20 protein-coding genes and 1 tRNA gene are annotated in these 25,130 nt (G+C 68.5%); 10 read left to right on the top strand and 11 right to left on the bottom strand.

Annotated elements, in window-relative coordinates:
• Positions 1-6 precede the first annotated feature (6 nt).
• The 5 genes from eno to G6N20_RS01080 all read right to left on the bottom strand — a co-directional run bounded on the left by eno (position 7) and on the right by G6N20_RS01080 (position 7,662).
• Positions 7-1,296: a phosphopyruvate hydratase gene (gene eno / locus G6N20_RS01100; RefSeq protein ID WP_083047104.1), complete on the bottom strand. Its 1,290-nt coding sequence runs from the start codon at positions 1,294-1,296 to the stop codon at positions 7-9.
• A 70-nt stretch (positions 1,297-1,366) separates the two neighbouring features.
• The gene (locus tag G6N20_RS01095; protein WP_083047150.1) at positions 1,367-2,098 is read right to left on the bottom strand and encodes a lytic transglycosylase domain-containing protein; all 732 of its coding nucleotides are present in this window, start codon (positions 2,096-2,098) and stop codon (positions 1,367-1,369) included.
• Positions 2,099-2,308: 210 nt separating this feature from the next.
• Positions 2,309-3,334, bottom strand: a complete 1,026-nt coding sequence (locus G6N20_RS01090; protein ID WP_083047102.1) for a nucleoside triphosphate pyrophosphohydrolase — start codon at positions 3,332-3,334, stop codon at positions 2,309-2,311.
• Entirely contained in the window at positions 3,331-6,996 is a 3,666-nt protein-coding gene (gene mfd / locus G6N20_RS01085) for a transcription-repair coupling factor (RefSeq protein WP_083047100.1), read from the bottom strand. The genes G6N20_RS01090 and mfd overlap by 4 nt, the downstream gene beginning before the upstream one ends.
• A 72-nt stretch (positions 6,997-7,068) precedes the next feature.
• Positions 7,069-7,662 (bottom strand): TetR/AcrR family transcriptional regulator, encoded by a 594-nt coding sequence (locus G6N20_RS01080; protein WP_083047148.1) that lies wholly within the window; start codon positions 7,660-7,662, stop codon positions 7,069-7,071.
• A gap of 249 nt (positions 7,663-7,911) precedes the next feature.
• On the opposite strand from G6N20_RS01080, the gene G6N20_RS01075 reads away from it, so the two are divergent.
• The 7 genes from G6N20_RS01075 (at position 7,912) to pth (ending at position 13,105) form a co-directional block, all read left to right on the top strand.
• Positions 7,912-7,983: transfer RNA gene (locus G6N20_RS01075), tRNA-Gln, on the top strand.
• 58 nt (positions 7,984-8,041) lie between these two features.
• Positions 8,042-9,553, top strand: coding sequence for a bifunctional UDP-N-acetylglucosamine diphosphorylase/glucosamine-1-phosphate N-acetyltransferase GlmU (gene glmU / locus G6N20_RS01070; RefSeq protein ID WP_083047098.1), 1,512 nt, complete (start codon positions 8,042-8,044; stop codon positions 9,551-9,553).
• A 91-nt stretch (positions 9,554-9,644) separates the two neighbouring features.
• Positions 9,645-10,625: a ribose-phosphate diphosphokinase gene (locus G6N20_RS01065; protein WP_083047096.1), complete on the top strand. Its 981-nt coding sequence runs from the start codon at positions 9,645-9,647 to the stop codon at positions 10,623-10,625.
• Positions 10,626-10,982: an arsenate reductase (glutaredoxin) gene (arsC, locus tag G6N20_RS01060; protein ID WP_083047094.1), complete on the top strand. Its 357-nt coding sequence runs from the start codon at positions 10,626-10,628 to the stop codon at positions 10,980-10,982.
• 50 nt (positions 10,983-11,032) lie between these two features.
• Positions 11,033-11,641: an LpqN/LpqT family lipoprotein gene (locus G6N20_RS01055; protein WP_083047146.1), complete on the top strand. Its 609-nt coding sequence runs from the start codon at positions 11,033-11,035 to the stop codon at positions 11,639-11,641.
• Positions 11,642-11,833: 192 nt separating this feature from the next.
• Positions 11,834-12,493, top strand: coding sequence for a 50S ribosomal protein L25/general stress protein Ctc (locus tag G6N20_RS01050; RefSeq protein WP_083047092.1), 660 nt, complete (start codon positions 11,834-11,836; stop codon positions 12,491-12,493).
• Between the two features lie 12 nt (positions 12,494-12,505).
• A complete protein-coding gene (gene pth, locus G6N20_RS01045; protein WP_083047090.1) occupies positions 12,506-13,105 on the top strand; it encodes an aminoacyl-tRNA hydrolase in 600 nt (199 codons plus the stop codon).
• Positions 13,106-13,178: 73 nt separating this feature from the next.
• On the opposite strand, the gene G6N20_RS01040 is transcribed toward pth, so the two are convergent.
• The 5 genes from G6N20_RS01040 to G6N20_RS01020 form a co-directional block, all read right to left on the bottom strand.
• A complete protein-coding gene (locus G6N20_RS01040; protein ID WP_083047088.1) occupies positions 13,179-14,813 on the bottom strand; it encodes a fatty acyl-AMP ligase in 1,635 nt (544 codons plus the stop codon).
• Positions 14,814-15,114: 301 nt separating this feature from the next.
• Complete coding sequence (locus G6N20_RS01035) at positions 15,115-16,074, bottom strand: 4-(cytidine 5'-diphospho)-2-C-methyl-D-erythritol kinase (RefSeq protein ID WP_179961532.1); 960 nt, start codon at positions 16,072-16,074, stop codon at positions 15,115-15,117.
• Positions 16,075-16,128: 54 nt separating this feature from the next.
• The gene (gene rsmA, locus G6N20_RS01030) at positions 16,129-17,058 is read right to left on the bottom strand and encodes a 16S rRNA (adenine(1518)-N(6)/adenine(1519)-N(6))-dimethyltransferase RsmA (protein ID WP_083047086.1); all 930 of its coding nucleotides are present in this window, start codon (positions 17,056-17,058) and stop codon (positions 16,129-16,131) included.
• A complete protein-coding gene (locus G6N20_RS01025) occupies positions 17,022-18,149 on the bottom strand; it encodes a resuscitation-promoting factor (RefSeq protein ID WP_197745489.1) in 1,128 nt (375 codons plus the stop codon). Before G6N20_RS01025 ends, rsmA begins: the two co-directional genes overlap by 37 nt.
• 159 nt (positions 18,150-18,308) lie before the next feature.
• Positions 18,309-19,178 carry a TatD family hydrolase gene (locus tag G6N20_RS01020; RefSeq protein ID WP_083047082.1) on the bottom strand — a complete coding sequence of 290 codons (870 nt, stop codon included), beginning with the start codon at positions 19,176-19,178 and terminating at the stop codon, positions 18,309-18,311.
• A gap of 20 nt (positions 19,179-19,198) precedes the next feature.
• On the opposite strand from G6N20_RS01020, the gene metG reads away from it, so the two are divergent.
• Positions 19,199-20,743, top strand: coding sequence for a methionine--tRNA ligase (gene metG / locus G6N20_RS01015; RefSeq protein WP_083047080.1), 1,545 nt, complete (start codon positions 19,199-19,201; stop codon positions 20,741-20,743).
• A 50-nt stretch (positions 20,744-20,793) separates the two neighbouring features.
• Here metG and G6N20_RS01010 read toward each other — a convergent pair whose 3' ends face one another.
• Entirely contained in the window at positions 20,794-22,485 is a 1,692-nt protein-coding gene (locus tag G6N20_RS01010) for a hypothetical protein (RefSeq protein ID WP_083047078.1), read from the bottom strand.
• A 515-nt stretch (positions 22,486-23,000) separates the two neighbouring features.
• On the opposite strand from G6N20_RS01010, the gene G6N20_RS01005 reads away from it, so the two are divergent.
• Positions 23,001-24,182 (top strand): NAD(P)/FAD-dependent oxidoreductase, encoded by a 1,182-nt coding sequence (locus G6N20_RS01005; RefSeq protein ID WP_083047076.1) that lies wholly within the window; start codon positions 23,001-23,003, stop codon positions 24,180-24,182.
• On the top strand, positions 24,179-25,084 hold the full coding sequence (locus G6N20_RS01000) for an RNA polymerase sigma-70 factor (protein ID WP_083047074.1): 906 nt from the start codon (positions 24,179-24,181) through the stop codon (positions 25,082-25,084). The genes G6N20_RS01005 and G6N20_RS01000 overlap by 4 nt, the downstream gene beginning before the upstream one ends.
• The last annotated feature ends 46 nt before the right edge of the window (positions 25,085-25,130 follow it).

Below are 25,130 nucleotides of genomic sequence, written 5' to 3'. Positions count from 1 at the left end.
TTCAACCTATTTGTGGTCCGGAGCGTAGCGCGGGAAGGCCAGATCGCCGGCGTAGCGGGCCGCGTCGCCCAGCGCCTCCTCGATCCGCAGCAGCTGGTTGTATTTGGCGACGCGTTCACTGCGAGCCGGCGCGCCGGTCTTGATCTGCCCGCTGCCGACGGCCACCGCCAGGTCGGCGATGGTGGTGTCCTCCGTCTCGCCGCTGCGGTGGCTCATCATTGTGCGGTACCCGCTGTGGTGCGCCAGCGCGACCGCGTCGAGGGTCTCGGTCAGCGTCCCGATCTGGTTCACCTTGACCAGCAACGCGTTGGCCACCCCCCGCTCGATGCCCTCCTCGAGCCGCTCGGGATTGGTGACGAAAATGTCGTCGCCGACGATTTGCACCCGGTCACCGATCGCCGCCGTCAGGGCCGCCCAGCCGTCCCAATCGTCTTCGGACAGTGGATCTTCGATGGACACAAGCGGGTAGGCGCCGAGCAGACCGGCGTAGAACTCCGCCATCTGATCGGCGGTGCGGGTGGTGCCCTCGAAGGCGTAACCGGCGCCGTCGGTGTAGAACTCGGTGGCCGCCGCGTCCAGGGCCAACGCCACGTCGGCGCCGGGGCGCAAGCCCGCCGACTCGATGGCGCGGCCGATCAGGTCCAGCGCCGCGGTGGTGCCGGCCACGTCCGGGGCGAAGCCGCCCTCGTCACCCAGCCCGGTGGATAGCCCCTCCTTCTTCAGCACCGACTTGAGCGCGTGATACACCTCGGCGCCCCAGCGCAACGCTTCAACGAAGCTGGGCGCGCCGATGGGCGCCACCATGAACTCTTGAATGTCGACCGCGGTGTCGGCGTGCGCGCCGCCGTTGAGGATGTTCATCATGGGCACCGGCAGGATATGCGCGTTGGGACCGCCGAGGTAGCGGAACAGCGGCAGCCCCGCCGAATCCGCGGCCGCCTTGGCCACGGCCAACGAAACCCCCAGGATCGCGTTGCCACCCAGCCGGGACTTGTCGGGGGTGCCGTCGAGGTCCACCAGCGCCTGGTCCACCAGCCGCTGATCGTCGGCGTTGAGTCCGATGACGGCGGGACCGATCTCATCAAGGACAGCGCGCACGGCTTTCTGTACACCCTTGCCGCCATACCGGTCGCCGCCGTCGCGTAGCTCGACGGCCTCGTGCTCGCCGGTGGACGCGCCCGACGGCACCGCGGCCCGAGCGAATGTCCCGTCGATCAGAGCCACCTCGACCTCGACCGTCGGGTTGCCGCGGGAATCGAGGATTTCGCGGGCCCCGACCTGCTCGATAATCGGCACTGGGTTCTCCTTACGTGTTCGCCGTCGGCGGCCGTCCTTTAGCGTAAGGCCTGGGTCAGCGATCATCCTGCTACAGCGGATGACCCGCCGCGTAGGCGGTCGCCCAGTCCCGCACCGCCCGCGCGTACACGCCGGAGTTGTTGTACGCCCGCAGCGCCGTTATCCACCCCCGGGGTGTCGCGAGATCCTTTCCGCGCCAGCATAAATAACCCGCGGCCGAGAGCGCGGCGTCGTCGATGTTGTCCGGGCTGACGATGCCGTCGTTGTTGGCATCGACACCGTACAACCGCCAGGTCTCGGAAATGAACTGCATCGGACCCATCGCGCGCTCCACCGCGGCATCGCCGTCCAAATCACCGGCATCGCTGTCCACGATGCGCAGGGTGCCGCCGGTGCCGTCCAACCGCACACCCCTGATCGGGGGAGTCACATCCCCGTTGGGCGCTATCTTTGCGCCCCGATAGCTGCCGTTATGGCTCTCCACCTGCCCGATGCCGGCCAGCGTGGTCCACGCCAGATGGCACTTGGGGTTCTCCACCTCGGCGACGCGGGCGGCATAGGCGTAGGCCTCCAGCGCGATGACCGGCATGTCCAACGCCGCAGCGCGATGCTGCGCCCACGCACGCAACTGATCGGCGGGCCGCCCGCGCGCGTAGGTGTCCACGGGCGGCACCGGATCCCCCGGCGGTGGCGGCACCCCGTCGGGGATGAAGAGGCTGAGCTGCCAGGTACAACTGGACGCCAATAGCATCGCGGTCGCCCCTAGCACGGCGACCGCGCGCAACCAACGTCTCGGTGACACAGCTCTCCCGATGAATGCCCGGCTATCGGCTTCGGTCACGATCATCGTCCCATGGGTTTCCGAGCCGGCCCATCCCATTGGCCGCCCAGCACAGCGACGTTCCCCCGCGTTGGCCTGGATTTTCATTAGCTACCAGTGATTTTGGTTGGCACATGCAGATGTGGCAAACTTCGCCGGGTTCGTCGCCGGCTCCCGGTAGAAAGACGGCTGCTAGCGCCGGCCTTTGCGCTTCTTGGACGGCTCCTTGGGAGCCTCATCGGCGGTGTACGCTGCCCCCGCTGAGGCCGACGCCGGCGTCCGATCCGGGCGTGCCGGCCAGTGCGCGAGCCATTCTTCGGCGGTGATGCCGGTCAGCGGTGCCACGTCGAGCTCCTCGGCAACGGTGTTACCGCGGCGCGCGGCGGCAATTGCCTTCTCCGCGGTACGTACCACGTCCACAAAGTCCAAAATAGCTGTCCGCAATGCACTTTCCGCATCGACACCGGCCGACACCGCGATCGAGGTGATCTCGACGGGGATCAGATCGGCGGGCAGGCCCGCCTTTTCGACACGCTGAATAACCTTCTGCGCCAACGCTAATGCCGGCTGACCCGTATTCACATCATCCAACACAGAGTTCCGCGACTTCTCGGCCGCCTTGCGCTTCTCCCACTGCACCATCTGTTCGTGCAGCGAAATCGATTCGCCGGCAAGCACTCCCGGCACACGATTGGCCAGCTTGCGCATCAGCGTGTCGGCGACGTCGTCGATGCTGAAGGGCAGCAACGCTGCCTCCTCGGCGATGCGGGCGTGAAAAAGCACCTGCAGCAGCAGGTCCCCGAGCTCCTCGCGCAACTGATCAACATTGCCGCTGCGCATCGCGTCGAGCAGCTCGTAGGTTTCCTCCAGCAGGTATCGGCGCAGCGAATCGTGGGTTTGCTCACTTTCCCACGGGCCGTCGCTGCGCAGCTTGTCCATCATCGCGACCGCGTCGACCAGTCGCTCTCCCCGCCGATGATTTGGCGCCGAGATCAGCCTGGCGCCGGCGGCCAAGCGTGCCACCACGGCGGGATGGTTCGGGTCCGACGACAACAACACCGGCGCGTCACCGCCAGCGTGCGCCGGATGGGCGTCGGGCAGCGACCAGGGCACCGCGACCGGCATCTCCTCGGTGTATTGCACCTCGCCGCACAGCAACTCGACCGCTTCGACCGGCACCAGCGAGGGCCGGCGAGGATCGACCAGGACGACCATCATCGTGCGTGCCGCTCCTTGCTGGTGCCGAGATCTTGTTGCGGTTTCCCGGCGACGGCCGTCACCACGTCGGCCACCATCTGGACCAGTTCCACATCACGGATGCGTGGCGCCCCTACCCCGCCGGCTCGCGGGATAGGAACCTGCACCGTGGCGGTGGTGGCGCGGTAGCGCGCACCCGGATACATCCGCGCCAGGCGCACCTGCGCCGAGTCGGGCAGATTCATCGGCGACAACCGCACCGTCGCCGCCGACGACGCCGTCACCTCGGTGATGCCGGCAGCTCGGCACAGCAGGCGCAACCGCGTCATCGCGACCAGGCGCCGGGCCGGTTCGGGCAGCGGCCCGTAGCGGTCGGTTAGCTCGTCAACCACCGCGGCGACCGCGCCCTCGGAGGCCGCCGCGGCCAGCCGCCGGTAGCCCTCCAGCCGCAGCCGGTCGCTGGCGATGTAGTCCGGCGGCAGGTGTGCGTCAACCGGCAGGTCGATGCGCACGTCCCTGGGCTCCTGGGCGGTGGTCACCGTGTTGCCGGCAGATGCCGCTTCATAGGCGGCCCGGTAGGCCTCCACGGCCTCCCCCACCAGCCGCACATACAGATCGAACCCGACCCCGGCGACGTGCCCGGATTGCTCCACGCCCAGCACATTTCCGGCCCCACGGATCTCGAGGTCCTTCAACGCCACCGCCATACCCGCACCCAGCTCGTTGTTCTGCGCGATGGTCGCCAACCGGTCGTGGGCCGTCTCGGTCAGCGGCGCCTGCGGTGGATACAGGAAGTAGGCATAACCGCGCTCGCGGCTGCGGCCCACCCGGCCGCGCAGCTGGTGCAGCTGCGCCAGCCCGAAGGTGTCGGCCCGCTCGACGATCAGCGTGTTGGCGTTGGAGATGTCCAGACCGGTCTCCACGATCGTGGTGCACACCAGGATGTCGTACTCGCGGTTCCAGAACCGTTGCACGGTGGTCTCCAACAGGTCCTCGGGCATCTGCCCGTGGGCGACCGCCACCCGCGCCTCCGGTACCAGCTCCCGCACCCGGGCGGCGGCCGCGTCGATCGAGCTGACCCGGTTGTGCACGTAAAACGCCTGCCCGTCGCGCAACAGCTCCCGGCGCAGCGCGGCCGCGATCTGCTTGTCGTCGTGCGGCCCGACGTAGGTCAACACCGGGTAGCGCTCTTCGGGCGGGGTCAGGATGGTCGACATCTCGCGAATCCCGGCCAGGCTCATCTCCAGGGTCCGCGGGATCGGGGTGGCGCTCATGGTCAGCACGTCGACGTGGGTGCGCAGCGACTTGATGTGCTCCTTGTGCTCGACGCCGAACCGCTGCTCCTCGTCGACCACCACCAGGCCCAGATCCTTCCAGCGCACCCCGGTCTGCAGCAGCCGATGCGTGCCGATCACGATGTCCACCGACCCGTCGGCCATGCCGTCGAGCACGGCGCGGGACTCGGCGGCGTCGGTGAACCGGGACAACCCCTTGACGACCACCGGAAACCCCGACATGCGCTGCCGAAACGTCTGCAGATGCTGGTCGGCCAGCAGCGTGGTGGGCACCAGGACCGCGACCTGTTTGCCGTCCTGAACCGCCTTGAAAGCCGCCCGCACCGCGATCTCGGTCTTGCCGTAGCCGACGTCGCCGCAGATCACCCGGTCCATCGGCACCGGCTTTTCCATGTCGGCCTTGACCTCGGTGATCGCGGTGAGCTGATCGACGGTCTCGGTGAAACCGAACGCGTCCTCCATCTCGGCCTGCCACGGGGTGTCCGGCCCGAACGGGTGTCCGGGGCTGGCCTGCCGCTTGGCGTACAACGCCACCAACTCGCCGGCGATCTCGCGCACCGCGCGGCGGGCCTTGGTCTTGGTGTTGGCCCAATCGCTGCCGCCCAGCCGGCTCAGCGCCGGCGCCTGACCGCCGACATACCGCGACAGCTGGTCCAGCGAATCCATCGGCACGTACAGCCTGTCGGCCTGCTGGCCCCGCTTGCTGGAGGCGTATTCCAGCACCAGATACTCCCGGCGCGCGCCGGCGACGGTGCGCTCGACCATCTCCACGAACCGCCCGATGCCATGCTGGTCGTGCACCACCAGGTCGCCGGCCGTCAGCGCCAGCGGATCGACGGTGTTGCGCCGCTTGGCCGCCAGCCGCTTGCCCTCCGTGGGGCTGACCCGACTGCCGGTCAGGTCGGTCTCGGTGACGACGACCAGGTTGGCCCCCGGTATCACGATGCCGTCGCGCAGCGGACCCTTGAGCACCCCGACGACCCCTTTCTTGAAGCCCTTCTGGAAGCCGGGTTGGGCGGCATCGCCCGGGTCCGGCATGGCCGCGGGGATATCGGATTCGGCCAGCCGCTCCACCAGCCGGTGCGCGGTTCCGGTCCCGGGTGCAACCAGCGCCGCGTACCCGCCGGTGGAGACCTGCGCGCGCAGCATCGCGAAGATGCCGTCGATGTCACGCTGGTGGCCGCGCGCCGACGGTGCCGGCCGGACGTCCAGCTTCATGGCCGACGGGTCGGACAGCTGGCTCAACGTCCACCACGGATGGCCGGATCGGGCCGCCGCGGCCCGCACCTCGTCCAGCTCGACGAACCCCGACCCGCCCAGCTGTTCGACATCGACGGGGGCGTCGGTTCCCAGGGCGGCAACCGACCAGGATGCTTCCAGGAACTCCCGGCCGGTCTTGATCAGGTCGGCGGCCCGGCTACGCACCCTGTCCGGATCGCACAGCAACACCGGGGTGCCCTCGGCCAGCTGGTCGGTCAACAGCTCATGGCCGTCGGGGCAGAGCACCGGAAGCAGCGCCTCCATGCCGTCCACCGGGACACCCTCGGCCAGCTTGGCCAGCATCGCGGTGACGCTTCCGGTGACGGCGGCCGCTGTGACCGGATGCCTCGCGGCCAGCTTCGCGGCCCGCGCTCGCACGTCGTCGCTGAGCAGCAGTTCCCGGCAGGCGACCGCAACCAGGGTGTCCACGGCCAGCTCGGGAATGGAACGTTGATCGGCCACCGAGAACATCCGCATCTCGGTGATCTCGTCGCCCCAGAACTCGACACGCACCGGATGTTCGGCCGTGGGGGCGAAGACGTCGAGAATTCCGCCGCGGACCGCGAACTCGCCCCGCCGACCGACCATGTCCACCCGGGTGTAGGCCAGCTCAACCAACCGGGTGATCACGTCCCCGAAGCCGATTTCCTGGCCGCTGCTCACCACGATCGGTTCCCGCTGCCCCAGCCCGGGTGTCATCGGCTGCAGCAGCGAACGCACCGAGGTCACCACCACCCGCAGCGGTGGGCCCATGCGGGCGTCCTCGGGATGGGCCAGCCGGCGCAGCACCATCAGGCGCGCGCCCACGGTGTCGACGCCGGGGGACAGCCGCTCATGCGGCAGGGTCTCCCAGGAGGGGAACGCCGCCACCGCACCACCGAAGACACCCCGCAGTTCGGCGGTCAGGTCGTCGGCTTCCCGCCCGGTGGCCGTCACCACCAGCAACGGGCCCTGCCGCGCCAACGCGCTGGCCACAAACGGGCGCGCGCTGGCCGGGCCGACCAGCGTCAATTCGTCGGGTCGATCGGAGGCGCGCGCGATGAGCTGCTGGAAGGTCGGCGCCGTCAGCGCCAATTCGACGAGCCCCGCGATCGGGGTATCTGGGCTAGCAGGCCCCGGTGCGGTCATGATGCGGCCATTGTAGGGCGCCCGGTTTCGTCGACACGGTGCCCGGCAGGGGCACGGCTCGTCTCCTCGCGGCTAGTCTTCCTGCAACCGGGGATCGGCCTCCAGATGGGTCAGGCCGTTCCAGACCAGGTTGACCAGATGCGCGGCCACCACTTCCTTTGTGGGCTCTCGCGCGTCGAGCCACCATTGCGCGGTCATCGACACCGAGCCCACCAGCGCCTGGGCGTACAGCGGCGCCAGATCCGGGTCAAGGCCACGGCGGGCGAAGTCGCCGGCCAGGATCGAGCTGACCTGGCTGACGGCGTCGTTGAGCAGGCTGGAATAGGTGCCCGAGCTGATCGAGGCCGGCGAATCGCGGATCATGATCCGGAAACCGTCGGTGCGTTCCTCGACGTAGGTCAGCAACGCTAGGGCGACCCGCTCCACCCGGACCCGGGACCGGTTGTTGGTCAGCGACGAGGTGATGCCGTCCAGCAGCGCCGACATCTCCCGGTCGACCACGACCGCGTACAGGCCCTCTTTGCCGCCGAAATGCTCGTAGACCACCGGCTTGGAGACGTTGGCGCGCTGCGCGATCTCCTCGATCGAGGTGCCGTCGTAACCGCGTTCGGCAAACAGCGAACGCGCGATGCCGATGAGTTGATGCCGGCGCTCGCTCCCGGTCATCCGAGCCCGCGGCGCCCGGGTTTCCTTTTCCGGCTCCTTGTCCGTCACGGCCACCACACCAGGGTATCGGCTGGTAGCAGGGTACCGGCCGGTGGCGGCCAAGCGTCCGGCCCGGGTCGTGCCCGCGTGGGTCTGCCAGGCCCCGTCCCCGCAAACCGTCTAAAGTCACATGAAGACATCAGCCGGCGCGGTTTGTCACGACGGCGGGCGGGTGGTTATCGCAACGACCCGCGTGCGGCTGGTGTGCGATCCGTCGTGGTGTAATCGGCAGCACATCAGATTTTGGTTCTGAGAGTTCAGGTTCGAGTCCTGGCGACGGAGCGTGGCTTTTCGGCGATCGGACACAAGCCGTTGGCGAGCCAAGGCTTAAGGAGAGGTGATGACGCTTCGTGGTGACACCGCGGTCCTGGTCTTGGCGGCCGGGCCCGGCACCCGGATGCGATCGGACACCCCGAAGGTGCTGCACACCATCGGCGGGCGCAGCATGCTGTCGCACTCCCTGCACACCATGGCCAAGCTGGCACCCCAGCATCTGGTGGTGGTGCTCGGCCACGACCACCAGCGCATCGCCCCGCTGGTCGCCGAGCAGGCCGAAGCCCTCGGACGCACCATCGACATCGCGCTGCAGGATCGACCACTGGGCACCGGACACGCGGTGCTGTGCGGGCTGTCCGCGTTGCCCGACGACTACGCCGGCATCATCGTCGTCACCGCGGGCGACACACCGCTGCTCGACGCCGACACCCTGGCCGACCTGATCGCCAGCCATCGCGCGGCCCACCCCGCAGGCAAGGCGGCGGTGACCGTGCTGACCACCACGCTGGACGATCCCGACGGCTACGGCCGCATCCTGCGGACCCAGGACCACGAGGTGATGGCGATCGTCGAGCAGACCGACGCCACACCGTCGCAGCGCGACATCCGCGAGGTCAACACCGGGGTCTACGCCTTCGACATCGCCGCGCTGCGCTCCGCGTTGGGCCAGCTGAGCTCCGACAATGCCCAGCACGAGCTGTACCTCACCGACGTCATCGCGATCATGCGCCGTGAGGGCCGGACCGTGCATGCCCGCCACGTCGACGACAGCGCGTTGGTGGCCGGGGTCAACAACCGTGTTCAGCTGGCCCAACTCGGCGCCGAGCTGAACCGCCGGATCGTGGCCACCCACCAGATGGCCGGGGTCACCGTGATCGATCCCGCGACCACCTGGATCGACGTTGACGTGACGATCGGCCGCGACACCGTCATCCACCCCGGCACCCAGCTGCACGGCCGCACCCGAATCGGCGGTCGCTGTGTCATCGGCCCGGACACCACCCTGACCGATGTCACCGTCGGCGACAACGCCTCGGTGGTGCGTACCCACGGCTCGGCGTCATCGATCGGTGACGGCGCCGCGGTGGGCCCCTTCAGCTACCTACGGCCGGGAACGGTGCTGGGCGCCGAGGGCAAGCTGGGCGCGTTTGTCGAGGTCAAAAACTCCACCATCGGCACCGGCAGCAAGGTGCCGCACCTGACCTACGTCGGCGACGCCGACATCGGCGAATGCAGCAACATCGGGGCATCCAGCGTGTTCGTCAACTACGACGGCACCTCCAAACAGCGCACCACCGTCGGATCCCACGTGCGGGCCGGCTCGGACACCATGTTCGTCGCGCCGGTGACCGTCGGCGACGGCGCCTATACCGGGGCCGGCACGGTGGTGCGCGAGGACGTCCCGCCGGGGGCGCTGGCGGTGTCGGCCGGCCGGCAACGCAACATCGAAAACTGGGTGCAGCGCAAACGGCCGGGAACGGCGGCCGCCGAGGCCGCCGAGAAGGCCGCTCAACATGGCGCGACCAGAACCTCGGCGACGGCCTCACGGCCACCCGAAGCCGATCAGACACCGTGAACCGGCTTGCTGGCTACCCGACAACACATCCCCGCCCCACGCTACGTACCATGGGTCATCCAACTCGATCCCGAACGGCGAGGGCGGCACGTTGAGCCACGACTGGACCGATAACCGCAAGAACCTGATGCTCTTTTCTGGCCGCGCGCACCCGGAGCTGGCCGAGCAGGTTGCCAAAGAACTCGACGTCCATGTCACGGCACAAACGGCGCGGGAGTTCGCCAACGGCGAGATCTTCGTGCGATTCCACGAGTCGGTGCGCGGCTGCGACGCGTTCGTGCTGCAGTCCTACCCCGCACCGGTGAACACCTGGCTGGTGGAACAGCTGATCATGATCGATGCGCTCAAACGCGGCAGCGCCAAGCGGATCACCGCCGTCATGCCGTTCTACCCCTACGCCCGGCAGGACAAGAAGCACCGCGGCCGTGAACCGATCTCGGCGCGACTGGTCGCCGACCTGCTCAAGACCGCCGGCGCCGACCGGATCGTGACCGTCGACCTGCACACCGATCAGATCCAGGGTTTCTTCGACGGACCCGTCGACCACATGCGCGCACAGAACCTGCTGACCGGCTACATCCGGGACAACTACCCCGACGGCAACATGGTGGTGGTCTCGCCCGACTCCGGCCGGGTGCGCGTCGCCGAGAAGTGGGCCGACGCGTTGGGCGGGGTTCCGCTCGCCTTCATCCACAAGACCCGTGACCCGCGGGTGCCCAACCAGGTGGTGTCCAACCGGGTCGTCGGCGACGTCGCCGGGCGCACCTGTGTGCTGATCGACGACATGATCGACACCGGCGGCACCATTGCCGGTGCGGTGCAGCTGCTGCACAACGACGGCGCCGGCGACGTGATCATCGCGGCCACCCACGGTGTGCTGTCCGACCCGGCCCCCGAGCGGCTGGCCGCATGCGGCGCCCGGGAGGTGATCGTCACCAACACGCTGCCGATCGGCGAAGACAAACGTTTCGCTCAGCTCACGGTTTTGTCCATCGCGCCCCTGCTGGCCAGCACTATCCGAGCGGTCTTCGAAAATGGCTCAGTCACAGGACTATTCGACGGAGACGCGTAGATGACATCGGGGTCGGACGATACCGTCATCTATCACAACCCCAAGTGCAGCACATCCCGCAAGACGCTGGAGTTGCTGCGGGACAACGGTTTCGAGCCAACCATCGTGGAGTACCTGAAAACGCCGCCGTCCCGGGACCTGTTGGTGCGCATGATCGACGACGCCGGCATCGACGTGCGGACCGCGGTGCGCAAGCGCGAACCGTTGTATGCCGAACTCCACCTCGCCGAGGCCACCGATGACGAGTTGCTCGATGCCATGGCGCACCACCCCATCCTGATCGAACGACCGTTCGTGGTCACACCAAAGGGCACCCGGCTGGCTCGGCCAATCGACGCGGTACGCGAAATTCTGTGAGATCACCGGCAATCAGGCTTCCCCTTGCCGGCGCGCTGGCCGCGCTGACGATGATCGTGGGCGGCTGTGGACCGAAAGTCCCTGACTACCAATCGATCTGGACGACCAGCGGGAACGCGAGCGCGAGCCCGACGACGACCGAACGACCGGTTCCCCTGCCGCAGTATCTGGAAAGCATCGGCGTTAGCGGGCAGCAAGTGGCCCCCAATAGCCTGACCGATCTGACCGTGTCGATCCCGACACCCCCGGGCTGGTCACCGTACAGCGGTCCGAAGATCACCCCGGAGACGGTGCTGATCTCCAAGGGCGGCAAGTATCCGACCGCGCGGTTGGTGGTGTTTGGGCTGCGCGGGGACTTCGACGCGGCCCAGGTGCTCAAGCACGGCAACGACGACGCCCACCTGTTCGAGAACTTCACCCAGCTGGACGCCTCCTCGGCGGACTTCAACGGCTTTCCGTCGTCGATGATCCAGGGCAGCTATGACCTCGAGGGCAGACGGCTGCACAGTTGGAACCGGATCGTCATCGCCACCGGCTCCGGGCCCGCCAAACAGCGCTATCTGGTTCAGCTGACCATCACCAGCCTGGCCAACGAGGCGGCCCAGCACGGTTCGGATATCGATGCGATCATCCGCGGCTTCGTGGTCACCGCCAAGTGACCGGGCGGGTTGCCCGCGCCGCAGCTCATGGGCACCGAATTTCCCCCCGAGGTGCCCATGCGCTAACCTAGCCGGGCGTCACGGCGAGGGTGGCTGGCAAGTCCGCACGGATTTCCAGCACCGTTATCGACGGCGACCGACGGTGTGTCGCCCTGCCGGCCGCGGCCCCTATCAGCCACACAGGAGCGACACATGGCGAAATCCGCAGTCAACCAGCTCAAGGTCACGGTGCGCACCGAGACCGGCAAGGGAGCGTCCCGCCGAGCCCGCCGCGACGGCAAGATTCCGGCCGTTCTCTACGGTCACGGCGCCGACCCACAGCACCTGGAGCTACCCGGACACGACTTTGCGGCCGTGCTGCGGCACTCGGGCAGCAACGCGGTGCTGACCCTCGATATCGCCGGTAAAGAGCAGCTGGCGCTGACCAAGGCCGTCGACATCCACCCGATCCGGCGCACCATTCAGCACGCCGATCTGCTGGTCGTGCGTCGCGGCGAGAAGGTCGTCGTCGAGGTCAGCGTCGTCGTCGAGGGCGAGCCCGGTCCCGACACCCTGGTCACCCAGGAGTCCAACACCATCGAGATCGAGGCGGAAGCGCTGTCGATTCCCGAACAGTTGGCGGTATCCGTCGAGGGCGCCGAACCAGGCACCCAGGTCACCGCCGGGAAGATCGCCCTGCCCGCGGGCGTCAGCCTGATCTCCGACCCCGACATGCTGGTGGTCAACGTGGTGAACGCGCCGACCGCCGAGCAGCTCGCCGAAGAGGGCGCCGGCGAGGAAGCCGAGGCCGCGGAACGGCCGGCCGCCGAGGAGGGCGCCGGGGCAGCCGAGGCCACCGACGAGTCCGAGTAGGCGGTCGCCGCCATGGCCGAGCCGTCGCTGGCGGGCGGGCGGCCCCCCCTCTTGGTGGTCGGCCTGGGCAACCCCGGGGAAAACTATGCCAGGACCCGACACAACCTCGGCTTCATGGTTGCCGACCTGCTGGCCGCTCGGCTGGGCTCAAAGTTCAAGGCGCACAAGCGTTCCGGTGCCGAGGTCATTGCCGGCAGGTTGGCCGGGCGGGCGGTGGTGTTGGCCAAGCCGCGCTGCTACATGAACGAATCCGGCCGGCAGCTGGCGCCGCTGGCCAAGTTCTATTCGGTGCCGCCGGCGGACATCATCGTCGTCCACGACGAACTCGACCTCGACTTCGGTCGCATCCGACTCAAGTTCGGCGGCGGCGAGGGCGGCCACAACGGGCTGCGGTCGGTGGCGGCCGCACTGGGCACCAAGGACTTCCAACGGGTGCGCATCGGGATCGGCCGTCCACCGGGCCGCAAAGACCCCGCGGCGTTCGTGTTGGAAAACTTCACCGCGGCCGAGCGACCCGAGGTGCCCGCGATCTGCGAGCGGGCCGCCGACGCCGCCGAGTTGCTCATCGAATTGGGGCTCGAGCCGGCGCAAAACCTGGTGCACGCCTGGTAACGACCCGCGCGAGCAGACGCAAAAGCCCCCACATCCGGCCGGATTTGGGGGCTTTTGCGTCTGCTCGGCGGCCTTAGGTGACCAACGCCAGCGAGGTGGACCGCCGCAGCTTGCCCGACGGCGTCTTCGGGATGGTGCCCGGACCCAGCACCACGACATTGCGGGGCCGCACGTCCACCTCGGCGAGCACCTCGTGCGCCACCTGGTGCTCGATGCGGCGCACCTCGGCGGGATCCTCGAAGGCGTTGGATTCGACGGCGACGGCAAAGGTCTCCCGCGAGTGTCCGGCGTCGAGTCGCACAGCGACCGCACAACCCGGACGCACACCCTCGACCCGGCATGCCGCCCGCTCGATGTCGGTCGGGTAGATGTTGCGGCCGGCCATGATGATGACGTCCTTGACCCGGCCGCACACCACGATGTGACCGTTCTCCATTCGATAGCCCAGGTCGCCGGTGTCATACCAGCCGTGCTCGTCCTGAGCGGGAATGAACCCGCCCATGGTGATGTAGCCCGGGCTGACCGACTCGCCGCGCAGCTCGATGACCCCGACACCCCGCGGCGGCAGGATGGTGCCGTCGTCGCCGACGATGCGGGCCTCGATGCCCTGCAGCAGCGGTCCCAGCGAGGCCAGCCGGCGGGTGTTGCCCTTGGTGGCCGGCACCGCGCGGCGCAGCGCGGCCATCAGGTCGGCGTCAACCTCGTCGACCACCAGACCCGCCCCGCATTCGGAGAACGCCACCGCGAGCGTGATCTCGGCCATCCCATACGCCGGCAGGATCGCCTGCGGCCTGAGTCCGAACGGCGCGCCGGCGTCGCAGAGATCCTCGACATCGGCCGGCTCGACGGGCTCGGCGCCGGACAGCGCGAAGCGCAGGGTGGACAGGTCGAACTGGCCGGGCTTGGCCTGCTTGCGCAGCCGCTTGGCGAACAGCGAGTAGGCGAAGTTCGGGGCCGCCGTCATCGTGCCCCGGTACTTGTCGATCAGCTTGGCCCACAGCAGCGTGTCCCGCATGAAGTCCATCGGGGTGACCTTGACCAGCTCACCGCCGAAGTACATCGGGACGGTCAGAAAGCCGATCATGCCCATGTCGTGGAACAGCGGCAGCCAGCTGACCATCACATCGGTGTGTTCGTTGTACTCGGCGCTGATGTACATCGCCTCGAGGTTGGCGAACAGGTTGCGGTGAGTGATCTGCACGGCCTTGGGTGACCCGGTGGATCCGGAGGTCAGTTGCATCAGCGCCAGATCGTCCTCACCGGCCTCGAGGGGGTCGACCGGATCGGCGGCCAGCAGCTGCTGGACCGGCACCACTGTGACGCCGCGCTCTTGCAGCACCGGCGCGGCGGCCATGAACGGATCGGAGATGACCACGGCCTTGGCCTCGATCATGTCGATCACGGTGCTGGTGTCCTCGGCCCACAGGGCCAGGTCGGTGCGGGGGGTGGGCTGGTGCAGCATGGTCAGGCTGGCGCCGCGCATCCACAGGCCTTGCGCGGTCGGGGCGATCTCCACCGGCGCTCCAGCCAGCACGCCGACCGCGTCGCCGTGGCCGACGCCGGCGGCGGCCAGGCCTCCGGCGATCCGCCGGGCCCGCTCATACACCTCGCGCCAGGTGTGCCGGACCGGGGTGTGGGGCTCACCGGTGACCATGCCCTTGCTGCTGTGGTGGGCACTGCGGAACATCTTCTCGGTAAACCTGCTCACGCAAACCTCCTCGGTTCCGGCGCATTCCCCAAGGTTCGAGTTCTCATGTTCCGCCTGCCCGCAGCCACCTGGTGGCAGGCGCGCGCACACAATTGGGGAGCGGTTATGTCTCGAAACGGCGATGAGCCGACACCCACCCGGTGGCGATTCGCAGTCCGCCCGGCGAGGTGCCCGGCGGACGAAGAATGCGCCTGCTCGTGCCTACCGCTGCTCGTCACCGCCGATTATCTTAAGCAACTCTTAAGTAACTGCCAAACTATGGCCCGCTTTGAGGTCGATGTCACATGCGGTCACGGCGAGGTCAGACGTCTGCCGGAGGGGCCGGCACCACACGAGCTCCGGGCACCGGCCCGGTGGCGATCCGAACGGTGCGACAGACACCCGCCCCCGACAGCTGGGTACCCACATCGATCGCCGCTGCCGCCGAGCCACACAGGAATGCGCACGTCGGACCCGAACCGGACACGATGCCGGCCAGCGCACCGGCTTCCGCCCCCGCACGCAACGCCCGCCGCAACGCCGGGTCCAGGCTCACCGCGGCGGCTTGCAGTTCGTTGCCCAACAGCGGCGCCAGCTGCTGCGGATCGCCCGCCGCCAGGGCCGCCAGCACCGGGCCGGGCTCGGCGAGCCGCGGCGGCGCCCCGACCTCCCTGAGCCGGTCGAGCTCGGTGAACACCGCCGGGGTGGGCAACCCGCCGTCGGCGAACGCCAACACCCAATGGAAGGTGTTCCGGGAGAGCACCGTAGCCAGCTCCTCGCCGCGACCGGTGCCCAGCGCGGTGCCGCCGTGCAGGGCGAACGGGACGTCGCTACCCAGCCGGGTGGCCAGCATGCGCAGGTCACGCCGGGGCACGTTGAGCTCCCACAGCGAGTTCATCGCCACCAGCACGGCGGCCGCATCGGCGCTGCCGCCACCCATGCCGCCGGCCACCGGAATCGACTTGTTGATGATGATCGACACATCCGGGGCCCGGCCCACGTGTTCGGCCATCAGCTCGGCCGCCCGCCAGGCCAGGTTGCGTTCGTCGGTGGGCAACTTGTCGGCCCCCTCCCCGACGACCGCGAGCGACAGCACGTCGGCGTTGCGCACCGTCACGTCGTCGACCAGCGAGACCGCATGGAACACCGTCGTCAGCTCGTGATAGCCGTCCTCGCGGCGATCTCCGACCGCCAGGTAGAGGTTGACCTTTCCAGGCACCCGAACCGTGACCGACCCGGTGGGCACCCACAACTCAGCGGTGTTGCCGTCAGACATAGCCAGCCACCGCCACCGCAGCAGACTATCGCTGCCGGCGGCGAACCACACCCCCTGCCGTCAACCCGCCGAGAACTGGGGTTGCGCCGCGGCCGCGCCGCCGCCGGACCGTCGCAACAGCCGCACGAAGTCGTCGATCGTCAGCGTTTCGCCGCGACGGGCGGGGTCGATGCTGGCCGCCAGCAGTCGCCTGGCCGACTCGTTTCCCGAACCCGCCCACTGCGCAAACGCGTTGCGAGATGTCTTGCGCCGCGCGGCGAAGGCGATGTCCACCAGCTCAAACACCTGCTGTCGGAACGCTTCGTCGGTCGGCCAAGGCGCGGTTTGGTACCGGTCGACGCGCACCAGCCCGGAGTGGACGCGGGGAACGGGCCAAAACACCGTCGGCGACACGGTGCCGCACCGGCGAACCCGTCCGTAAAAGCCCACCTTCACGCTGGGCGCACCATATTCCTTGCAGCCCGGCTCGGCGGCCAGCCGTTCGGCGACCTCGGCCTGCACCATCACCGTCACCACGCGGATGGTGGGAAATTCGGCCAGCAGGTGCAACAACGCGGGAACCGCGACGTTGTACGGCAGGTTGGCGACCACCGCGGTCGGCTGGTCGGCCAGATCTTCGCGGCGGACGGCCACGATGTCGCGGTTGAGCACGGTGAGCCGCTGTGCCTCGCTGGGTGCGTGCTCGGCCACGGTCCGTGGCAGTCGACCGGCCAGCAGCGGGTCGATCTCGACGGCGGTGACGGCGGCGCCGCGGTCCAGCAATGCCAGCGTCAGCGACCCCAGGCCCGGTCCGACCTCGAGCACTCGGTCGGACCGGTCGACCCCGGAGGCAGCGACCACCCGGCGCACCGTGTTGGCGTCATGGACGAAATGCTGCCCGAGGGACTTCCGCGGCCGAATGTCAAGTTCTTGGGCCAGCCGCCTGATCTCGGCGCGTCCGAGCAGCCGAATGGTCAGCGTGCACCCGCTCGGCCACTGCACGCCGGCCAGGCACCCCAGCCCTGCCGCTGCCGGGTCACCTCGGCCACGGCGATCTGCTCCTCGCGGGTGGCCAAATCGGCCCGAGGCGCATACCGTAGGCCGCCGTTGGCTTCCCAGGTGCCCTGGTCGAACTGCACACCGCCGTAATACCCGTTGCCGGTGTTGGTCGACCAGTTCCCACCGGCTTCGCAGCCCGCGATGGCATCCCAGATGGCCCCGTCGATCACCGGCGGCACCTCGGTACCGGGTTTGGTTCCCACCCGGACCACCGCCTCTCGGGCCGGCGTCACCACGACGTTGGCGATGGGCAGCCGGCCGGTCTCGACACCGTTGACCTCGGCCACCGCGAACGTCACGTCCTGCGTGCCGGGGGTGCCCGGATCCTCGATGACCGCCCGGCTCATGTTCATCCCGGGATCCTCGATGCGCCGCGCGGTCGGCGGCAGCGGCAACCGCTCGGTGACCCGCTCGATGCGGTTGCGGGTCACCCGAATCTGCATCCCGTCGACGATGGGCGTGGTCGCGGCGGGCACCACCTGGTCGCTACCCAGCAACGGCACGCCGGCGACATCCAGCAGGCCGGCGACGTTGGGCGCCGCCAGGTGCACCACGCGCTGCACACCGCCGTCGATGATCTGCACCGTCTTGGCGCTGACGACCGGCAACGCCATCCCCGACAGCGGAACGCGACTGCCGCGCGACGCCGCGGCCGGGGCGGTGTCGGTCATCGCCAGTTGGGCCAGCGCCTCATCCACCGTCGACGCGGTGGTCCACACTTGCTTCGCCTCGCGACCGTCCAGCGAGATCTGCAACGGGCGGCTGCGCCGCAGCACGATGTTGGCATCGTCGTGGACCACCACGTCGCCGGCCGGATACAGGTCGTCACGTTCACCGACGGAAAACCCGTTCTCCTCGATGATGTCGATCACCCGGGACTTCATTGTGGTGACCCGCATGGCGGTGCCGTCGACGGTCAGCGTCACCGTTTTGCATGCGCGCACCGCGTAACCGCCGGCGAACGCCAGCACCAGTAGCAGCGCGCCGACCAACAGGCGCAGCATCGGTGATTGGGTCTGATGAAGTTTCGTGATCACTGGCAATGTTCGTCTATCCCCGACCTCAGCGACTACCTCAACAACAACTCGTCGACCTTTTCAGCTAAAAATGACGAAATGGGCCTGCAGGCCCACCCGTTCGATCACAAGACGGTAACGAACCGGTCACTGCTGAGCAACTCCGGCGGCGGATGTTGGGGGCGATTAGGGGAAATCGGGCCGGTCGGGCCGCAGCCCATAGGCGCGCAGAGCGGTGCTCGTGGTGATCTGCGCCAACTCCTCCGGCCGGCGATCGACCAGCTCTGCCAGCGCCCGGACGGTGTAGGGGAGACAGTACGGTTCGTTGGCGGCGCCGCGGTACGGATGGGGTGTCAAAAACGGTGCATCGGTTTCCACCAGAAGCCGCGCGACCGGTATCTGTGATACCGCTTCCCGCAGGTCACGAGCGTTGCGGAAGCTCACCGTCCCGGACAGGCTGAGCAACCATCCGGCGGCCACACACGCGCGCGCCATCGCGGCATCCGACGAGAAGCAGTGAAAGATCACCGTGTCGGGCGCGCCCTCGGCCGCCAGCACGTCCAGCACCTCACGATCGGCCTGGCGGTTGTGGATCATCAGCGGCTTACCCGCCCGCTTGGCCAAGTCGATGTGCCACGCGAAGGCCTCCCGCTGCACCTGCGGCCGTGCGCAGCCGTCCAGCCGGCCCGGCCAATACATATCAAGACCGGTCTCGCCGACGGCCACCACCCGCGGATGAGCCACCAGCCGCTCGATCTCGGCGCGGGCGGCGTCGGTGAGCGCATCCGTGCGGGTGGGGTGCAGCGCCACCGCGGCATAAACCCGCCGATCCCACTCGGCGGCCCGGGTGACCCAGCGCGCCGACCGCAGGTCATCGGCGACGGTGACCACCGCGCCCACGCCGACCTCCGCCGCCCGGTCGACGATGGCACGCACGTCGTCTGCGTCGCGAGCACCGCAGGCGTCGAGGTGGGTGTGGGCATCGATCAGGGGGGCCAGCGGCTGCGGCGCAGGAGGAGCTTGGCGTTTACCGGAGCGCTGTGAACTCACCCGCACACAATAGGGTGAAGTCTGAGATGAAGCCTTACTACGTCACCACCGCGATCGCCTACCCCAACGCCGCACCGCACGTGGGTCACGCCTACGAATACATCGCCACCGACGCGATCGCCCGGTTCAAACGGCTCGACGGTTTCGACGTGCGCTTCCTGACCGGAACCGACGAGCATGGACTGAAGGTCGCGCAGGCCGCCGCGGCCGCCGGGGTGCCGACCGCGGAGCATGCCCGGCGCACTTCGGATGTGTTCCAGCGTGTGCAAGAGGCGCTGAACATCTCCTTCGACCGGTTCATCCGCACCACCGACGCCGACCACCACGAGGCATCCAAAGAGCTCTGGCGGCGGATGGCGGCGGCCGGCGACATCTACCTGGACGACTATTCCGGCTGGTACTCGGTGCGCGACGAGCGGTTCTTCGTCGAATCCGAGACCACGCTGCTCGACGACGGCACCCGCATCACGGTGGAGACGGGCACGCCGGTGACCTGGACCGAGGAGCAGACCTACTTCTTCCGGCTTTCGGCCTACACCGACAAGCTGCTGGCGCACTACCACGCCAACCCCGAGTTCATCGCCCCCGAGACGCGGCGCAACGAGGTGATCAGCTTCGTCTCCGGCGGGCTGGACGATCTGTCGATCTCGCGCACCTCGTTCGACTGGGGGGTGCAGGTACCCGATCACCCCGACCACGTCATGTACGTCTGGGTCGACGCGCTGACCAACTACCTGACCGGGGCGGGCTTCCCGGACACCGACTCGGAGCTGTTCCGCCGCTACTGGCCCGCCGACTTGCACATGATCGGCAAGGACATCATCAGGTTTCACGCCGTCTACTGGCCGGCGTTTCTGATGTCGGCCGGAATCGAGCTGCCGCGAAGGGTTTACGCGCACGGCTTTTTGCACCACCGTGGCGAGAAGATGAGCAAGTCGGTGGGCAACATCGTCGACCCGGTTGGGCTGGCCGACACCTTTGGCGTGGATCAGGTGCGCTACTTCCTGTTGCGGGAAGTCCCGTTCGGCCAGGACGGCAATTACAGCGAAGAGGCCATCGTCACCCGGATCAACGCCGACCTGGCCAACGAGCTGGGCAACCTGGCGCAACGCTCGTTGTCGATGGTGGCCAAGAACTTTGCCGGGGTGGTACCCGAGCCCGGCGAGTTGTGCGCCGCCGACACCGAGCTGCTGGCGACGGCCGACGGTTTGCTGCCGCGGGTGCGTGCCCATTTCGACCGGCAGGCCATGCACCTGGCCCTGGAAGCGATCTGGCTGATGCTCGGCGACGCGAACAGGTACTTTTCGGCGCAGCAGCCGTGGGTGCTGCGCAAGAGCGAGTCGCAGGCCGATCAGGCCAGGTTCCGGACCACCCTGTACACCACCTGCGAGGTGGTCCGCATCGCCGCGCTGCTGATTCAGCCGGTCATGCCCGCGTCGGCCGGTAAGCTGTTGGACCTACTCGGACAGGACCGGGATCGGCGGACGTTCGCCGCGGTCGGCACCCGGCTGGTCCCCGGCACGCTGCTGCCACCGCCCACCGCCGTGTTCCCTCGCTACCCAGCCGATTAGCCGGTAGTTCTACTGCGGCACAGGCGAATTCACGGCACCGGACCGGGACGTCAGTGCGTGTTCGCCGGCGTCTGCGGGCCACGCCGGATGTCGAGCGTCGCGATCGGATAGCAGCCGGAATCGTCGCGGCCGTCACGGGCCAACTGCATGGGCGGATAGTTCACCGGGTGCGAACCATTCGGTTTGTGCTGTTGCCAGTCGATTCCCGCCCGCAGCGTGTAGTGGCCGGCCGCCAATCCCGCCAGCTCAACACGAACCGTCTCGGTGGCCGACGCCGCTGTCGGCTGGTCGCTGCTGCGATCGCCCGGCGGGTCGGAGACCAAGGCCCTGAGGTCCACGGTGGCCGGCAACGTCCGAACCGTCCGTCCGGTGACATCCACCAGACGGTAGCCGGGCGCCCATTTCTCGGTGGCGGCGGCAGCGCCGTAATTGGTCCAGGTAACCGCGATCGTCGCCACCTTGTTCTGCAGCGATTGGGATCCCGCAACCGCCTCCACCGAGTACCGGTAGCCGGCGACGGCATTGGCTTGCGCCCACAGCAGGTACAGCTTGGGCTCCATCGGTGAGGTAGCGCGCTGGTCGGGGAAGTTGGTGCTCGACGTCATCGACACGTGATATCGGATGACGTCACGCAAACCCTTCTCGTAGTACGCCTGCGGCGGGGTCCCGCCCGGCAACTGGCACCATCGGGTGATCACCGGGGCCGTCGCGAGCCGCTGCCGCAGCGCGGCGACCAGCGGATCCCTGTGCTGTACGTAATGGGAGGTGCTGGATTCGGCCCAGCCCGGCAACGGCGCGGAGACGCCCAGGCAATCGGCGCGAATGCCTACCGGCGCGGCCAGTCTCTTGGTGACGTCCTCGGCGAACAGTTCGCGCACGATTTCCGGGTTTTGCGGGGTGACCACCAGCTGGGTGCGGGGGAAAGCGTTGACGTTCGACGCGACCAGCTGCTGAATGGACGCCTTGGTGATGTTCTGATCGCGGAATTGGCTGTAATAGCCCAGCGCCGCATCGCTTTCGTCCGGCCCCGGGCCCGGGGCGCCCAGCGAGTCCCGTAGGTAGGCGACGTGGTTTTCGCTGACGTCGCCGTAACCCGAAAACTCGAACACGCTAAGCCGTTCGTCGCCGTCGTAGCGGCGACCGAGCGCGGCCAGCAGCTGGCCGAAATCGTTGAGATAGGTGGGGTCATTGAAGTTCGGCACCACCTGGGTCACCCCGGCCGCGGGACCGTTGGCCGGCCCGGGATAGCTGGTGTTGGTGGCGGGGATGGCCCGCAGCCAGTCGGGAATCGCGATGTTGGTGTTGTTCGGATAGGGGGCGTTGCAGCAGGAGTTGTAGGTGTATACCCGCAGCGTCAGCCGCATCCCGCGATCGGCGAGCTTGGTCAGCGCGTCGTCGATCACGCTGAAGTCGTACTTGCGATCGTCGGGAGCGTCGGGGGGCAGCGTGGCAGGATCGGTGGGCTGCAATTGGCGCCACGAGACCCGCAGGCTGGCATCGTAGGACGCCGGCCAGGCCGGATAGCGTTGCTGCGCGGGTTGGCCTTGAGGGAACAGCGGTTCCATCATGTCTTCATACTGGCCGCGCAGCGGGTTGGGAATTTCCTGTGCGGCCGCCGGTATGGCCGGGCTCACCATCGCGGCCAACGGGCTGTCGTGGCCTTGGTTGCTGCCGCATCCGCTGAGCGCCAGCATCATGCATGCGACCACGACGAGTACGTTCTTGCTCATCGTGTCAACCATATTCACACTTGAGCTAGATCGCGCCGGGCGTCAGCGCCGTCGCGGTCGGAGGGGAAGGGCATCGGCATCCTGCGGGCGGACCATGCCGGGAACAAGCCCGCGAGCCCCCGCCGGTCTCACCAGCGTGACGACTGCGTCCAGGCTGCGCGGCAACGGGACCTCCGATGTGGGCACGTGTCCGTTGAGTGTGTTTGAGTTGCACGCTCATGCGGCGTCCCCTTGCGGGGTTGGGGGTTTTGGCCTCGCCGCTTCACCGGTTTCGACCGCGAAGCCACCAGAGTTGGTGTCGCAGCTGGCCACTGGCTGGGCAACCCAGGGCGGCCCGACGCGCTCGTCAGCTAGGGTCGCGAGCGGCTCGACGAACACCGCCGGCCCAGCGCGCAACTCCGCGCCGCCGAGGCCACCCGTGAGCCGGCTGACATTCTGGGCCCGCGATGTCACGCCCGGCGTGTCCGCGGTGTCTTGCGGGCACACCCGCACGACCCGCACGAACAGGAGACAACCCCATGCCTGAGATGACCGAGCTGGCCGGCCAACGCGTCGTCGTGGTCGGCGGCGGATACGCCGGCACCATGGCCGCCAACCGCCTGCGGCAGCGGGCCGATGTCGACATCACCCTGGTCAACCCGCGCCCGCAGTTCGTCGAGCGCATCCGGCTGCATCAACTGGCTGCCGGCACCGGCTCCGCCACCGTCGACTACCGCTCCCTGCTCGGCCGGGGCGTGCGGCTGGTCGTTGACAGCGCCGAGCACATCGACGCGGGTGCTCGACGGGTGCTGCTGGCCTCGGGCGCCACCCTGGACTACGACTTCCTCATCTACGCGGTGGGCAGCACCGGCGCCACCGCCATGGCCGTGCCCGGCGCGGCCGAGTTCGCATATTCCGTCGCGGAGCTGGAGGGCGCGACGCGGCTGCGATACGCCCTCGCCGATGTGCGCCCCGATGCCGCCATCACGGTGGTCGGCGGCGGCTTGACCGGCATCGAAACTGCCGCCGAGCTGGCCGAGCGGGGCCGTTCGGTGACGCTGATCTGCGGCGGTGTCCTGGGCCCGTCGCTGAGCCAGCGGGGCCGCCGCTCGGTGGCCAAGCAGCTGCGCAGACTCGGCGCCACCGTCCTCGAGTCCGCCGCGGTCGGTCAGGTTCGCTGGGATTGCGTGGTCCTCGATGACGGCGCCGTGCTGCCCAGCGCGGTGACGGTGTGGACGGCGGGTTTCGGTGTTCCGGATCTGGCCGCCCGCAGCGGCCTTGCGACCGACGCCCTGGGCCGGCTGCTCACCGACGAAACACTGACCAGCCTCGACGACGAGCGGATCGTCGCCGCCGGCGACGCCGCCGCCCCCTCGGGCCAGCCGCTGCGGATGAGCTGCCAAGCCGCCGGGCCGTTGGCCGCCCACGCCGCCGACACGGTGCTGCGCCGCATCGCCGGGCGCGCACCCGCGGCCTTGAACCAGGCGTTCGTCGGGCAGTGCATCAGCGTGGGCCGCGGCTACGGCACCATCCAGCTGGCGCGCACCGACGACACCCCGGTCAACCTGATCATCGGCGGCCGCACCGCCGCGTCCATCAAGGAGGCCGTCTGCAAGGGCACGCTGTGGGCGCTGCGGCGCGAAGCCGGCAAACCCGGCTCGTACTTCTGGCTCCAGGGCGGCAGGCGACCGGCCCCGCGGCCGGCCGGCCGACGGGTCGCGCTGCGATGACGCCCGCGTCGGATCGCACCGAGCACGCCGAACGCTTCACCCTGCTGCGACCGCTGCTGTTCACCATCGCCTACGAAATCCTCGGCTCGGCAACCGAATCCGATGACGTGCTGCAGGACAGTTACTTGCGGTGGGCCGATGTCGACCTGTCGACGGTGCAGGACACCAAGTCCTACCTGGCCCGGCTGGTCACCCGTCAAGCCCTCAACGCGCTCCGGGCCAGCGCCCGCCGTCGTGAGGAGTACGTGGGCCCGTGGCTACCCGAGCCGCTGCTCCTCGACGACCAGGACCCGTCGGCCGATGTCGTGCTGGCGGAATCGGTTTCGATGGCCATGCTGGTCCTGCTGGAAACCCTGAGCCCGGACGAACGGGCGGTGTTCGTGCTGCGCGAGGTGTTCGGATTCGACTACGGCGAGATCGCCGACGCGGTGGGCAAACCGGCCGCCACGGTGCGACAGGTTGCCCACCGGGCCCGCGAACACGTGCGGGCGCGGCGAAAGCGATTCGACGACATCAACCCGCAACGCAAAGCGGAGATCACCGAACAGTTCCTCGCCACGGCGGCCAGCGGCGATGTGGCGGCCCTGGTGGCCATGCTCGCTCCGGACGCCACCTGGATGGCCGACAGTGGCGGCAAGGTGTCGGCGGCCCGCAAGCCGGTGGTCGGCGCCGAGCGGGTGGCCAGGGCCATTATCGGGCTGATGCGTAAGGCGGGGGCGCAGCTGCGCGTGCAGCTGGCGACCTGCAACAGCGCGCCGGCGGTGGTGTTCTACCTCGGCGAACACCTCGAAGGGGTGATCACGCTGGAAGTCATCGACGACAAGATCACCAACTTCTATGTGATGCGCAATCCGGCCAAACTAGCGGCCCTGACCAGCGCACGCACCATCAGCCGCACCTAGGGGACCGACTCCTGGCGTGCGAAAATCCGCCGTTCTGTCAAGCTAG

It is taken from the genome of Mycobacterium shinjukuense (assembly GCF_010730055.1).
Taxonomy (GTDB): Bacteria; Actinomycetota; Actinomycetes; order Mycobacteriales; family Mycobacteriaceae; genus Mycobacterium; species Mycobacterium shinjukuense.
This window is presented reverse-complemented; position numbering and strand designations above follow the sequence as displayed.